This is a genomic window from Catenibacillus scindens (assembly GCF_014202115.1).
GTDB lineage: Bacteria > Bacillota > Clostridia > Lachnospirales > Lachnospiraceae > Catenibacillus > Catenibacillus scindens.
The window spans coordinates 82,921-95,881 of record NZ_JACHFW010000008.1; the positions used below are offsets into that span (position 1 = coordinate 82,921).

Consider the following 12,961-nt stretch of genomic DNA (forward strand, 5'->3'; position numbering starts at 1 on the left):
ATACTATGATAGCATTATCAATTATCTTTATTGATTTCTTTAAGGAGGATTAACATGAAGACAACATTATTTGTTGAATATGGCCAGAATCAGACAGAGGATAAAGCTCTGATCGCCAAAGTCAAAGAGATCTGGGTAAACGCCGGCAACAAGATTAAAGATATTAATACTTTAAATCTCTATGTAAAACCGGAAGAAAACTCTGTTTACTATGTTGTTAATGAAACCGTATCTGGCAAACTGACACTTCCTGAACTGGAAGAGGCGTAATCTATCAAAGTGCTGACTAATCTCAAATACATAAATATGTGAAAAGCCGACAGCGTCCTTTTCGGAACACTGCCGGCATTTTTTATTCTCCTGCCGGGGATATGTCCACGCCTGTAGTAGCGTCCAGCTCAAACCAGAATTCAACCCCATCCTCATGGTTGAACACGCCATAGTTCTGCCCCAGAAGATCCATACTTGCCTTCACAATAGACAGACCGACGCCGCTGCCGCCATACTCTCTTGTGTGGGCTTTATCCACTTTATAAAACTTGCCCCAAATTTTCGGCAAATCCTCTTCCGGTATAGGCGTTCCGGTATTAAACACCGATACCCTCACATGCTGCTGATCTTTAACGATACGAACACGGATAATCTTCTCCCCATCCACATGGTTAAATGCGTTGGAGAGATAATTATTAAATACTTCCTCGACAGTGTACACATCCGCCCAGGCATAAACGGGTTCCCTGGCGTCAAAATCCAGAGTCACCTGTTTTTGTTTAAACAGAATATCAGAACTGGACAGCAGGTTTTCCACCACAGAAACCACATCAAAATGTTCCATATTCAGATTATTTTCTCCGAACTCAAGCTGATTAAGATCAAGAAGCTTCTTCACAATGTTGTTCATTTTCGCCGCCTCATCTACAATAACTTCACAGTAAAAATTCCGGCTTTCCTCATCGTCGTTAATATTTTCCATAAGTCCTTCCGCATATCCCTGAATGAGGGCAATAGGCGTTTTCAATTCATGGGACACATTAGAAAGAAATTCCGTCCTCATATTATCAATCTGGGTCTGCTTTTCCAGATCTTTTTTAAGTTTGGCATTGGCCAGTTTCAGCTCGCCCAGCGTTGTCTCCAAAGTAGATGACAGATAGTTCATACTGTTCCCAAGGACTCCAATCTCATCCTGACGGTTAACCCGGTATTTGGTGGTAAAATCTAACTGGGCCATCCGTGTGGCAATCTGAGCCAGAGTGAGTATGGGCTGGGTAAAGCTTCTCGAAATAATGTAAACCACCACTGTGCCAGCCACCAGCATAAACAGAGAGATATACAGATAAAACTGGTTGGACAGATTTACGCTGCGCTCCATACTGTCAATTGATGATCGGATTAGTATTCGGTCCCCGTTGTCCAGACTGGCAGACAGATAAAGATAATCGTTGCCAAGACGCTGGACATACATTTTCTGGATCTGATATTTGGCTGTTGTCCTTAATGTTTCCGTCTGCTCATTGCTCTGGGCGTCCCAGTAATCCTGAACCATTTTATTCTGTTCATCCCCATTATCCTGTGTTCCCATGGAAGAATAAATGGTCTGGGCATAAATCGTCCCGTTAAACATACTAAGATCATAGGTTCTGAAAATAACGATGGATGTCCCTCTGCCCTCACTCATCCGTTCCAGACTGTTTTCAAAATCTTCCCCTAGAATCTGGGAAAAATCCGTATTCGGGTTATCCGAAGGAAACCCTTCCGCCTCCTGGGTCACGGCGCCGCTGACCATATACAGCCGGTTTACGTCGTTATATGTCTCGATCAGCCCTTTTTGCTTTCCCATCATATAAAAATCGCCCAGAAATAATCCGCTGATCAGCGTACTACATATGACAATTCCCAGCACAATTACCATAAGCATAAGGGTCAGCTTTAATCGCAATGATTTATGCATGGGTATCCACCTTCCTGTATTGTACTTTTCCCTTTATTTTGACACTTCAAACTTATACCCCATGCCCCAGATTGTCTTAATGTACTCGCCCTTATCCTTCAGCTTGCTGCGAAGCTTTTTCACATGGGTATCAATCGTCCTGGCGTCACCGAAATAATCATAATTCCACACATTATTTAAGATACGCTCCCTGGACAGAGCCACCCCCTGATTTGCCACAAAATAGGACAGCAGCTCAAATTCCTTAAAACTCAGCTCTACCGGTTCCCCGTCCACAGTTACCTCATGGGCCGCTTTATTGAGACGGATGCCCCCCGCTTCAATAATATCATCAGGGCCAATGGCATTGCTCCGGCGCAAAATCGCCTCCACCCTCGCCACAAGAATCTTGGGGCTGAAAGGTTTTGTAATGTACTCGTCAACGCCAAGTTCAAAGCCTAACAGTTCATCTTTTTCATCACTTTTCGCCGTCAGCATAATAATAGGTACCTGAGACATTTTCCGGATCTCCCGGCACACTTCCCAGCCATCCATTTTAGGCATCATTACGTCAAGAAGGATCAGGGCGATATCTTTTGTCTCAAAGAAAATATCCACCGCCTGTTCCCCGTTTTCCGCTTCAATAACTTCAAAGCCTTTCTTGGACAGGAAATCCTTCACCAGTTTCCGCATACGGCTTTCATCATCCACCACAAGTATCTTTAAATTATCCATGGCTGCACCTCACCTGAATCCTACTTTTTGTAAGGCCCTGGCAAAACACAGCGCCGGGGCCTTACCTGTTTTTCTTCTTATTAGTATACAAAATAATTATGTATCTACTGTGAATTTCCGCAAAAAAATAAAGGCAGCGAAAAAAATTTTCAAAACAAAGGATTTTCCCTAAATACGCCCCTGGCATTCCACAAAGATCAATTGTATCTCATTGGGCTCCAGTATGGTTGTAAAAGCGATCTTTCCATTGTTTTCTTTATATGTGCGGACAGTCATATGTGGCGTACAACGCATTTTCAGATATGCTGTATCCTCACTGTCCATATATTGGGGCACGGACATGGCGATCCACTCGTCAAGAACGCTCCCGCTGTTTTTATTCACCCGCAAAAATTTAAGCCGGTACGTATTTTGGAAAAGTACAGGCAGTTCAAAATATAGCCTTAAAGAATGACGCCCGCCGGAAAAGAATACCTCCGCCTCCTCAGGGGAGATTTCATCTTCTCTTTTAAGATAATACCGGTAATCGGGAGATTTATAATGATGGCAGAGAATTCTGTAATTATGATATTTCCCCCTGGTAACAATAACATTTTCCGTTTTTTTACAAATAAAGCGCTCCAGACAGTTTAAAAAATTAATGGCATACCAGGCCGGTTTTCTTATCCCCTCTCTGGTGAGAAGACCCACACTGCCGCTTAAACAGGGTGTCTGGTCAATATACTCCGCGTATAGATCTGATCCCGTCCAATAAGCCAGAACATCAGCCAGATTCATACATTCCAGCACATTTTTTACAATCCAGGCCCCTTTATAAACCGTATCATTGATAATATTTCGGTTAAAAACCGTACAATTCCACTCAGTGACTGTCAGACGCACATTCAGACCTTCTCTGGCCATAACCTCTGCGGCAAACTCAAGGCAGGATTTCATATATCCGTCCCGCATCACATGATTATTCAGGCACATGTCAGAATTTTTTCTGGCATAGGGATAGATGTACATAGAAATAAATGAGGGTCTCTGATCTATTTTTGCCCAGCGCCGGATCAATTCTTCAAACTGTTCTTTCCCAAAGCGCAGGGAAAAGCCGCCGCCGCCAACCTTGATATTGGTACCAAATCCCCGCACAGTCTCCGCCAGCACCGCAAAATCTCTCAGATACCTGCAGATCATTTCGTCAATATAATTTCTCCACTCTCCCATCCCCAATTTAAAATCTGCTTTAGCTAAACCATCAGGGTTTTTATTGAATGATTATAGTATATTTGATTATATGCATAAAATCATCAGCACTTTTTGATATTTTTCATGCACTTTTTACGTTAATAGGTATTTTATTCACCAATAATGTTGTTATAACTGATATTTTTTTATCTTTTTTTAATCTTCTTTTATCTACTTTGCTTTATGTTTTTTTCTTTCCATTTCGACATATTCTGTGCTATAATGAGTCAATACAATGATTTTTGAGGTGAGATGTTTGAAATTATTAGAAGATAAGATCCTTGCTGAGGGCAGGGCACTGAACTCATCCACTCTGAAAGTGGACAGTTTTATTAATCATCAGGTAGACCCTGTGCTTATGGACGCCATCGGCAGGGAATTTGCCTGTCATTTCAAAAACGCCGGCGTGACCAAAGTTCTGACCATTGAAAGTTCCGGCATCGCTCCCGCTGTTTACACAGCCATGCATTTAAATGTCCCAATGATCATCCTTAAAAAACAGACATCTAAAATTCTCAACGGAAATGTGGCTCAGACCAATATTACGTCCTTTACCAAGGGGACAAGCTATGAACTGACCCTTTCCCTGGATTATGTAAATCCATCGGATACCGTCCTGATTATTGATGATTTTCTTGCTAACGGAGAGGCTGCCACCGGAGCTGTCCGCCTGGCAAAAGCCGCCGGGGCAAAGATTGCCGGCATCGGTATTCTCATCGAAAAATCCTTTCAGAAAGGCCGGCAAAAGCTTCTGGATCAGGGCTACGATGTGTACTCTCTAGCCAGAATCGCCCGCTTAGACGAGGGCATTATCGAATTTGTAAAATAACGCTTCAGCTCATGGTCGAGCCCAAAAGACAATCCGGAAGAAGGGACGGTGTGAAAATACCGTCCCTTCTTCCGGATTGTCTTTTTCATTTTGGGAAACGCCGCAAATCGCCCAATATGAACGCTTCCCATAAATTTTACTATTTATCCAGACCTCCATACATCAACACCGCTTGTAAAACACCTCCGGCGATGGTTCTTGCCTTATCAGAGATAGTCGTACAGTTGCCCTGCTGGGAAACCCTTGGATCTATATCTGCAATCTTAAAACCTTCGGGAATATTTAGGCCGCCGCGGAGAAGACCGCGCAAAACACCATCTATTGTGGCATATACCGGCGTATCAGCAACCCAGGCGATGATCTGACCTTTTTGAACAATATCGCCAATGGCTGAGACTTCCCTCATAACACCGGCTGCCGGCGAGTGAATGACCCTCTCACGGCTCACGCCGGCGATCTCCCCAGGTATTCCCGTATTAGGGATGGCGCAGCCCCTGGTAATGATCCGGCCAAGCTGATGGCCCCTCATCGTCTCAATGACAACGTGGACGTCTTTGCCCGCCTCAAATCCCGGTCCAAGGCCAATGACCAGAGGCGCCATATCTATAGATGTGCCGAGATTTTTTTTGGCGATGATTCCGTCAACAACCACCTGGGGGCTTAATTTTTTAATCCAATAGCCGCCGGGATCTTCCGCCACAGGGATGATCCCCTGAGTCCACATTTTTTCCATGTCTGCCTTGTCCCTGACTTTTCCGGCACCCACGCCCTCCACAGAGATTAGATTCTGGTACATAACTTCACTAAAGGCCGCCCGCCGGCGGATCGTCGTTGGTTGTCCTGTTTCAAGCACAAGGACTTTAAATCCGCACTGGTGCAGACACCAGATGGTTCCCGTAGCCAGATCGCCGCCGCCCCGGACAATAATAAGACATTGACTGATCTTCATCAAACTACACCTTCTTTTAAAACGGTTTTATGTTGTTTTACAGGCCAAGCCACCGCTCGGCCTCCTCAGGAGTGTCAATATCCACCCCTGCCTGGGGATCGGCAATTTTCACAGGGAACACTTTCTCTGGATATTTTAAAATCACTGTTTTTCCGCCATTATCCCCGGTAAGTGTCTCTAGCTCATGGTATAGAGAGGACGGAAACAATGCCGGGCTTCCAGGTCCATAGCTATAGACAGCTCTTATAATATGACCGGGATGTCTCTCATACGTCTCAAGCATTTCCGAAAAAATACCAGGTGTCAAAAAAGGCATATCTCCGGGAATGAACATCAGCCCGTCCATATCTTTTCCAGCCTGAGTTCCAAGAACTACCGAACGGCTCTGCCCTGATTCCGGATGATCGTTTAGGATAACATCAAAACCGCGCCGGCAGGACATATCCGCCACAGCTTCATAGGCCGTCACAACAAAACACCGGGAAAATCCGGCAAAGGCAGCACTGTCCATGACATGCTCTACCAGAGCTTTCCCCCTGTAGGGGATCAGCAGTTTATTCACCGCTTTTCCGTTTTTACCGGAGTGTTGTCTGATCATTCTGTCGCCCATCCTGGATGAAAAACCAGAAGCTAGGATCACTGCTCCAATTTTCGCCCCAACCTTCATGTCCACGCCCTCCCTGCCAAAATACAGTCAATATTTTTAAGACGCCGGTCTTTTTTAAGCTCCGCCACAGCTTTTTCCTGTTCCTCTGCAGCGATCTGAGCGAGATACAATACCTTTTTTCCCACAGCTTTTCCAAACAGTCCTTCGGGGCTTGTGATCACCCGGATCAGGTGTTCCGCCGTCAAGGCATCCCCTTCACCTATTTGAGCAATACTGCAAAAGCGGTCCCACCGGTGAACTTGGGCGGGACCGATCTTTTTTCCAAGCAGGGACACAGGGAGAACACCGATAGTAATCTGTGTCTGAGGCAGAACTACCGGCTCGTGTTCCGCCCACCCCTTTAGGGGAAGCCTGCGGGAGCCGTCGGCCTCAATTAGGATCACATCCATGTGGGCTATGGTCCAGAGGAGCATTTCCCTGGAAAATCCATGAAGTTTTCCTTCTTTTTTCAGCAGCTCATCAGCCACATAATACACACCGGAAGTTTCTGTCGGGATATCCATAGCCGGACTTTCCTTTAAGATCACAGGGTATCCCGGTAAAGGGCAATAGATTTTCACCGATGTGGCCAGAGCAACCCGAAACTTTTTAGCGAGAATCCGGGCCATGCCCTGGATCAGGGTAGTCTTGCCGCCGGAGCCTATTACAGACACAATGCTCCCCTGCCCAATCTTTAATTTTTCCACACAGTCTTTAAACTCATCCCTCTCCATTATCTTTAGCCTCTTCAATGGCGGCAAGAACTTTCTCCGGCGTTATAGGAAGCGAGCGCATATTAATGTCCGCCGCATTGCGCAAAGCGTCGGCAATGGCCGGGGATGGAGTATTGACAACAATCTCCCCGATGGATTTGGCGCCGTAAGGGCCACTAGGTTCATAGCTGGATTCAAAAGCCACACGTATCTTTCCAACATCCACGCGGGAGGGGATCTTATACTGCATAAAGGAATTGGTCATCATCTTGCCTTTATCACTGTATTTCACATCTTCATACATGGCAAGACCAATCCCCTGGGCGATGCCGCCCTCGGTCTGCACCCGGGCAAGGCTTGTGTTGATCACTGTACCGCAGTCCACCACGCCTACATAATCCAGGATTTCATATTTTCCTGTCTCCTTATCCAGCTCAATCTCCACAAAACCGGCCATGAGGGGCGGCGGAGATGTGGGGCTGGAATAAAATCCGGAACCGTTTAAATACGTGCCTGTATAATTTCCCGCGCAGTGAATGGCAATGTCATGAATACTGACGGATTTTCCGCTGGATACTTCCGTCACATTGGCGCCGTCAAAGAAAAACTTCTTGGGATTAAACTTTTCCAAAGGCACGGTATATTTTTCAGGGTCCAGCATTTTAGCCCCGGCAAAAATAATCTTGTTCTTCAAATCGCAGGCCGCGTTATACACAGCCATACCAGTGACATAGGTTGTGGCTGAAGCGTAGGAACCCGAATCAAAGGGCGAAATGTCTGTATCCACCTGGGCGACAATAAATTGATCCATATCCGCCAGAAGGGCTTCCGCCGCAATTTGTGTCAGTATAGTGTCACAGCCAGTACCCATGTCCGTGGCTCCAATCTTTAATGTATAAAAGCCGTCGTCATTAAGCTTGATCTCCGCCCCGGCTGTATCCACTTTGGCAATGCCGGAGCCCTGCATGGCTATAGCCATGCCTACAGCCCGCACCTTGGTGTCGCTGATCTGAGTCCTTGGATACTTTTTATCCCACTGGATCATCTCTCTTCCCCGGTAAATACACCGGTCCAGGGCTGAGCTTGTCATTTTCTCATTATAATAAGCCGGCATGATCTCCCCAAAGCGGACCATGTTCTTTTCCCGAAGGCGGGTGGGGTCCATCCCAAGCTTTACAGCCAGCTCATTAACCGCCGACTCCAGGGCAAAAAGCCCCTGAGTGGCGCCATAACCTCTGAAGGCTCCGGCGGGCATGGTATTTGTATAGACACCGGTATATTTAAAGCGGAAAGCTCTGGCCTGGTTATACAGGGGCAAGGATTTATGGCCGCTTAACCCGATGGTCGTTGTCCCATGTTCGCCGTAGGCTCCTTGGTTGGATAAGGTATCAAGCTCAATGGCCCGTATGGTTCCGTCAAAATCCGCACCGATCTTTACCCGGATACACATTTGGTGACGGCTGTTGGAGGCGGAAAACGCCTCCTTGCGGGTATAAATGATCTTTGCCGGCAGCCCCGTCTTTAATGTGATGATCGCCGGATAAAACTCTGACACAACCGTCTGTTTCGCACCGAAACCTCCGCCGATGCGGGGCTTGATAACCCGAATACGGCTCTGTGGAATCTGAAGAGCGCGTGAAAGGATGCGGCGAACGTGAAAGGGAACCTGGGTGGAAGTCACAACACAGAGACGGCCATTGTGATCCATGTAAGTATAAGTGCGGAAAGTTTCCATCATACACTGTTCCTGGGCCAGATTTTCATATTCATGGTCCACAATTACATCGCTTCTTGAAAACTCTCCTTCAACATCCCCATGCTCATCCATGCCCTCGACAACAATATTGCGCTTATTATTCTGTCCCTGGAAATCGTAATTGTTGTGATAATCTTCATAATTATGGACGATAACCGGGTTATCTTTCGCCTTTTTATAATCAAGGACCGGCGTAAGAACTTCATAATCCACCTTGATCAGCTTCAGGGCCTGAATAGCCGCCTTCTCGTTGGCGGCGGCGACCAGGGCCACCTCATCCCCAACATAGCGCACATACTCATCAAGAATCAGACGGTCATAAGAGGACATTTCCGGATAGGTCTGACCGGCATTGGTAAAACGAACCTTCGGAACATCCTTATAGGTAAGGACACAGGCCACTCCCTTTACCATCTTTGCCTTGGAAACATCAATATTTTTAATGCGGGCATAGGCATAGGGGCTTCTCAGAGCCTTGACAATGAGACACTCCTTCGGCGCAAGATCATCGGTGTAGAGAGGTTTTCCCGTCACCAATGACATTCCGTCGATTTTTCTCACAGGTCTGCTGACATATCTCATTCTTCCACCCCCATATATTTTTTCACGGCCCGAAGCTGGCTCATATATCCGGTACAACGGCACAGATTCCCCGCAAGATAGTGGAGGATCTCCTCCTCTGTGGGATCTTTAAGCTCCCGCTTCATTGCAATAATGTTCATAATCAGTCCCGGACTGCAAAAACCGCACTGATCCGCCCCTTCGTCTACGAGAAGGGAGCCAATGAGGGCAGCCTCCTCCTGGACTCCCTCCAGGGTGGTCACATTCCGGTTGTTGCACCGCATAGCAGGGACGCTGCAGGAAAGCACCGGTTTGTCATCCAGCCACACGGTACACAAACCGCAGTTGGTTGTATCGCATCCGCACTTGACACTTTTATATCCGGCGTCCCGCAGTACTTCCATAAGCATATCGTCAGGACCGCAGTGGATTTTCCTTTTTTCACCGTTGATCACAATATGTATCAGCATCCTTCCACCTCCCTGATCGCTCTTTTTAGAAGCACTTTGGCAATTTTCTCACGATACCAGGCAGCAGCCCGCATATTGGAGCCAAAGCCCACCTCATCCCCCAGGATCTTCCCCGCCTGGGCGGCATTCTCATCCAAGGCTTTAGGATCCTTCTGGTTGCGAAAATCTTCCAGGGCCCTAGTCAGATATCCGGCAGTTTCCGGCGCCAGAACAGCCCGTCCGGGCCTGGCACCCACCGCAACTTTGAAGCGTCCGTCTGTTTTTGACAAAGCTAGGTTCACAATGGGGAAATCCGCCTCAGCGTTGCGAAACATCTGGTAAGAAGCGATCACCGGCGCCTTTTTCACCGACACTTTTACAAGAATATCCTTTGTGTAGGGCATTTTCATAAACTCTTCCAAAGGCAGGACGCCATCCTTATACATATGGACGCTTGTATCCAGCACCATCAGCGGCGTAAGGAAATCTGAAAAACCAAATCGTGAATAAACCGATCCGCCGACAGTCACCACATTGCGAAACTGGATGCCAATAATAGAAGCCACAGCCCGGCTTAAAATCCCGCTGAAATTTTCCTGTAACAGACTGCTTGTCTCTACGCTCCGGTAGCTGGTCATGGCGCCCATTTCTATGGCGTCCCCGGTATCATTAATAAAATCCAGGCCCACCTCTGACAGATCCACCGCCGTATTGATCCGCCGGCTGCCCATACGCAGCCAGGCGCATCCCGCAACGATATAGTTTGTCTTACGGGCGGTTAATATTTCATAGGCTTCCTCAACACTTTGAGGCATGGCATAATCTTTTGCAGTAAACATCCTGCTCCTCCTTATTTTCGCGGGCAGTGAGCCAAGGGGACGCGCTGGTGCGTCCATTTGGCGGTGCTGCGAGGGGTATTTGACTTGCAGCCTTTACTTAGGCAATAGTTTCAATATAGGCGATCATTTGATCCAGATAGCTGTGGGAGAATTCCTCGATAGCCCCCCGGTCACACAACTGGGCGACGGCCGGTTCAATAGGCAGGGACGCATAGGAAGGGATATTTAACGTATTTGCCATCTCCTCCCCTTTGCCTTCTCCGTAAATATAAATCTTACGTCCGCAGTCCGGACAGAGGAGATAGCTCATGTTCTGAACAAGACCCACCACAGGAATATTCATCTGTTTTACCATATTGTAGGCTTTCTTTACGATCATCTCAACAAGTTCCTGGGGACTTGTGACAATAACAATGCCGCTCACCGGCAGGGACTGGAATACTGTCAGAGGTACATCGCCGGTTCCCGGAGGCATATCTACCAGAAGATAGTCCAGCTCACCCCACACAACTTCATTCCAAAACTGCTTAACAACACCGGCCAGTACCGGGCCTCTCCAGATGACAGGTGTCTCCTCATCATCCAGCATCATATTAATGGAAATGATTTTGATGCCGCCTGGAGTCACTGCCGGGAGGATACCCTGTTCATTGCCAAGGGCCTGCTCATGGATGCCAAACATCTTGGGAATGGACGGGCCGGTAATATCTGCGTCCAGAATACCCACTTTGTAGCCTTTTTTGTTCAGCAAAACAGCCAGCTCGCTGGTGACAAGGGACTTTCCTACGCCGCCTTTGCCACTGACAACGCCTAAAACATGTTTTACATGGCTGAATTTGTTTTCCTCAACTTTAAAACTTTCCTTACGTGAACTGCAGTCCGACTGGGAACATGAACTGCAGTTGTTATTACAATCGCTCATTGCTCTCTCTCCTTTTCTTATCTTTGCTTTTCTTACATTTATGATGTTGGGGTCAAAAGGTCTTTTGACCCCAATCCCGCGCCAAGATCCGCAAGCGGGTCTTGAATTACAGTGCCAGAAAGGACCGCAGAAGAACCAGTACATTCAGCCCTTTTTCAAAGCGTCCCGCAAAGGTCTCCACAGTTCTGTTTTTAAGATCATGAACAGCCACATACTCGTGGTATTCATATTCTTTCACAAAAACCTGGTCATAATACGTGGTTACAAGCCAGTCTGTGCCAAACATAGTGGCAAAGGTTCCATATTGGCCGTCATAATCCAAGGAGCGGCCCGGATCGGTCAGACAGATGACCGGGCAGGATTCTCCGTCTTCCTGATCCAAAGACCAGTAAACCTGCCTCTGGCCAGGGTCATAAATGACTCTTCCCCCCTCAGGCACTTCATACCCGGCGAGAAGCTCATATGCCGGCGTCCTTTGGAAATCCAGAGTACACCGGATGATCTCCTCCCACCGGCGGGTCCGGTCCCTGCGGCGGAAGAGAACCTGATCCTGTCCGGCCTCCACAATGCGGACATAGTCAAAGCCCCCGTCCCCGGCTTTTGCCACAGTTAAGAATCCAGCGTCCAGTCCGGCTTTGACGCGGTCAATAAAATCCCTGACCGGCACCCACAAAATGGCGCTCTCCCCGTTTTTGTCATCCCGCTCTTCATTTTTATAAAAAGCTTCATAGATGACAGACATATGGCCGCCAAACGGCCGTACGAAAATATCTTCCGTCAGCGAGTCAAAATGGCTGTCCTTTATGGGATATTTTTTAGCCGTAGCAATCTCATATAAATAACGGACGTTCACATAGCGCTTTCCACAATCTTTAAGGCCATATGTTTCAAAAACTTCCGGCCCGCCTTTTACCTCATCGGTGATGATCATATAGTCTTCATTGAGAGAATAAATATTGATGATCTCTCCCTCTGGATTAATCAGAAAATCTGTAGTGTTCTCCCATGTCCGCTTATCAATCTTGCGCAGGCGCAGCCGGTAATCCTGCAGCACGTTGACTGCATAAAAAAAATCCGGCATCTGAGAGTATGTTCTGAAGGATTCCCACAGACGGGTATAATCCAAAGAAATCAGTCGCTCCACCTGCCGGCTTTTTAGATCCATCTTCTCAATGGAACATACATCCTTTATTTCATTTTTCTGATCAATGGCATAGATCATCGTATCGTCGGTAAGCTCCAGCACTTCAATTTCTCTGGAAAACGCGTCAAGCAGATCTACACGTTCCATAGTCTAATGCCTCTCCTTAAATTATTTTACGGGGCACTCCCGCAATCTACATCTACTATACCATACCCGCACTTAAATTTCAGCAATTTTTATGTATTTTCTGTAACAGTTCAG

General features: G+C 47.1%; 13 protein-coding genes. 2 read left to right on the top strand and 11 right to left on the bottom strand.

All coding sequences use genetic code 11. The features are described from left to right. The first annotated feature begins 54 nt into the window (after positions 1 to 54). Positions 55 to 270, top strand: a complete 216-nt coding sequence (locus HNP82_RS10675) for a DUF6465 family protein (RefSeq protein WP_183774338.1) — start codon at positions 55 to 57, stop codon at positions 268 to 270. A gap of 82 nt (positions 271 to 352) precedes the next feature. On the opposite strand, the gene HNP82_RS10680 is transcribed toward HNP82_RS10675, so the two are convergent. From HNP82_RS10680 to HNP82_RS10690, 3 genes are all read right to left on the bottom strand, one after another. Further along, positions 353 to 1,948: a sensor histidine kinase gene (locus tag HNP82_RS10680; protein ID WP_183774341.1), complete on the bottom strand. Its 1,596-nt coding sequence runs from the start codon at positions 1,946 to 1,948 to the stop codon at positions 353 to 355. Positions 1,949 to 1,981: 33 nt separating this feature from the next. Further along, positions 1,982 to 2,662, bottom strand: a complete 681-nt coding sequence (locus HNP82_RS10685) for a response regulator transcription factor (protein ID WP_183774344.1) — start codon at positions 2,660 to 2,662, stop codon at positions 1,982 to 1,984. A gap of 168 nt (positions 2,663 to 2,830) precedes the next feature. Beyond that, positions 2,831 to 3,871 (bottom strand): GH39 family glycosyl hydrolase, encoded by a 1,041-nt coding sequence (locus HNP82_RS10690; protein ID WP_207720606.1) that lies wholly within the window; start codon positions 3,869 to 3,871, stop codon positions 2,831 to 2,833. Positions 3,872 to 4,148: 277 nt separating this feature from the next. Here HNP82_RS10690 and HNP82_RS10695 point away from each other — a divergent pair, with 277 nt between their 5' ends. Continuing rightward, positions 4,149 to 4,721 carry a xanthine phosphoribosyltransferase gene (locus HNP82_RS10695; RefSeq protein ID WP_183774349.1) on the top strand — a complete coding sequence of 191 codons (573 nt, stop codon included), beginning with the start codon at positions 4,149 to 4,151 and terminating at the stop codon, positions 4,719 to 4,721. A 139-nt stretch (positions 4,722 to 4,860) separates the two neighbouring features. On the opposite strand, the gene yqeB is transcribed toward HNP82_RS10695, so the two are convergent. From yqeB to HNP82_RS10735, 8 genes are all read right to left on the bottom strand, one after another. Beyond that, on the bottom strand, positions 4,861 to 5,670 hold the full coding sequence (gene yqeB, locus HNP82_RS10700; RefSeq protein ID WP_183774543.1) for a selenium-dependent molybdenum cofactor biosynthesis protein YqeB: 810 nt from the start codon (positions 5,668 to 5,670) through the stop codon (positions 4,861 to 4,863). A 37-nt stretch (positions 5,671 to 5,707) separates the two neighbouring features. After that, positions 5,708 to 6,337: a nucleotidyltransferase family protein gene (locus HNP82_RS10705; protein WP_183774352.1), complete on the bottom strand. Its 630-nt coding sequence runs from the start codon at positions 6,335 to 6,337 to the stop codon at positions 5,708 to 5,710. Further along, on the bottom strand, positions 6,334 to 7,050 hold the full coding sequence (gene yqeC / locus HNP82_RS10710; protein WP_183774355.1) for a selenium cofactor biosynthesis protein YqeC: 717 nt from the start codon (positions 7,048 to 7,050) through the stop codon (positions 6,334 to 6,336). The genes HNP82_RS10705 and yqeC overlap by 4 nt, the downstream gene beginning before the upstream one ends. Continuing rightward, positions 7,037 to 9,367 carry a xanthine dehydrogenase family protein molybdopterin-binding subunit gene (locus HNP82_RS10715; protein WP_183774358.1) on the bottom strand — a complete coding sequence of 777 codons (2,331 nt, stop codon included), beginning with the start codon at positions 9,365 to 9,367 and terminating at the stop codon, positions 7,037 to 7,039. The genes yqeC and HNP82_RS10715 overlap by 14 nt, the downstream gene beginning before the upstream one ends. Beyond that, positions 9,364 to 9,816, bottom strand: coding sequence for a (2Fe-2S)-binding protein (locus tag HNP82_RS10720; protein WP_183774362.1), 453 nt, complete (start codon positions 9,814 to 9,816; stop codon positions 9,364 to 9,366). Before HNP82_RS10720 ends, HNP82_RS10715 begins: the two co-directional genes overlap by 4 nt. Beyond that, positions 9,810 to 10,634, bottom strand: coding sequence for an FAD binding domain-containing protein (locus HNP82_RS10725; RefSeq protein ID WP_183774365.1), 825 nt, complete (start codon positions 10,632 to 10,634; stop codon positions 9,810 to 9,812). Before HNP82_RS10725 ends, HNP82_RS10720 begins: the two co-directional genes overlap by 7 nt. Before the next feature lie 97 nt (positions 10,635 to 10,731). Beyond that, on the bottom strand, positions 10,732 to 11,556 hold the full coding sequence (locus tag HNP82_RS10730) for an Mrp/NBP35 family ATP-binding protein (RefSeq protein WP_183774369.1): 825 nt from the start codon (positions 11,554 to 11,556) through the stop codon (positions 10,732 to 10,734). Positions 11,557 to 11,662: 106 nt separating this feature from the next. Further along, positions 11,663 to 12,847 carry a hypothetical protein gene (locus HNP82_RS10735; protein WP_183774372.1) on the bottom strand — a complete coding sequence of 395 codons (1,185 nt, stop codon included), beginning with the start codon at positions 12,845 to 12,847 and terminating at the stop codon, positions 11,663 to 11,665. Between the last annotated feature and the right edge of the window lie 114 nt (positions 12,848 to 12,961).

What these genes read in the sequence shown, in the direction of transcription:
- HNP82_RS10675 (WP_183774338.1), top strand. Translation starts at nt 55, where the DNA reads ATGAAGACAACATTATTTGTTGAATATGGCCAGAATCAGACAGAGGAT.
- HNP82_RS10680 (WP_183774341.1), bottom strand. Translation starts at nt 1,948, where the DNA reads ATGCATAAATCATTGCGATTAAAGCTGACCCTTATGCTTATGGTAATT.
- HNP82_RS10685 (WP_183774344.1), bottom strand. Translation starts at nt 2,662, where the DNA reads ATGGATAATTTAAAGATACTTGTGGTGGATGATGAAAGCCGTATGCGG.
- HNP82_RS10690 (WP_207720606.1), bottom strand. Translation starts at nt 3,871, where the DNA reads ATGGGAGAGTGGAGAAATTATATTGACGAAATGATCTGCAGGTATCTG.
- yqeB (WP_183774543.1), bottom strand. Translation starts at nt 5,670, where the DNA reads ATGAAGATCAGTCAATGTCTTATTATTGTCCGGGGCGGCGGCGATCTG.
- HNP82_RS10705 (WP_183774352.1), bottom strand. Translation starts at nt 6,337, where the DNA reads ATGAAGGTTGGGGCGAAAATTGGAGCAGTGATCCTAGCTTCTGGTTTT.
- yqeC (WP_183774355.1), bottom strand. Translation starts at nt 7,050, where the DNA reads ATGGAGAGGGATGAGTTTAAAGACTGTGTGGAAAAATTAAAGATTGGG.
- HNP82_RS10715 (WP_183774358.1), bottom strand. Translation starts at nt 9,367, where the DNA reads ATGAGATATGTCAGCAGACCTGTGAGAAAAATCGACGGAATGTCATTG.
- HNP82_RS10720 (WP_183774362.1), bottom strand. Translation starts at nt 9,816, where the DNA reads ATGCTGATACATATTGTGATCAACGGTGAAAAAAGGAAAATCCACTGC.
- HNP82_RS10725 (WP_183774365.1), bottom strand. Translation starts at nt 10,634, where the DNA reads ATGTTTACTGCAAAAGATTATGCCATGCCTCAAAGTGTTGAGGAAGCC.
- HNP82_RS10730 (WP_183774369.1), bottom strand. Translation starts at nt 11,556, where the DNA reads ATGAGCGATTGTAATAACAACTGCAGTTCATGTTCCCAGTCGGACTGC.
- HNP82_RS10735 (WP_183774372.1), bottom strand. Translation starts at nt 12,847, where the DNA reads ATGGAACGTGTAGATCTGCTTGACGCGTTTTCCAGAGAAATTGAAGTG.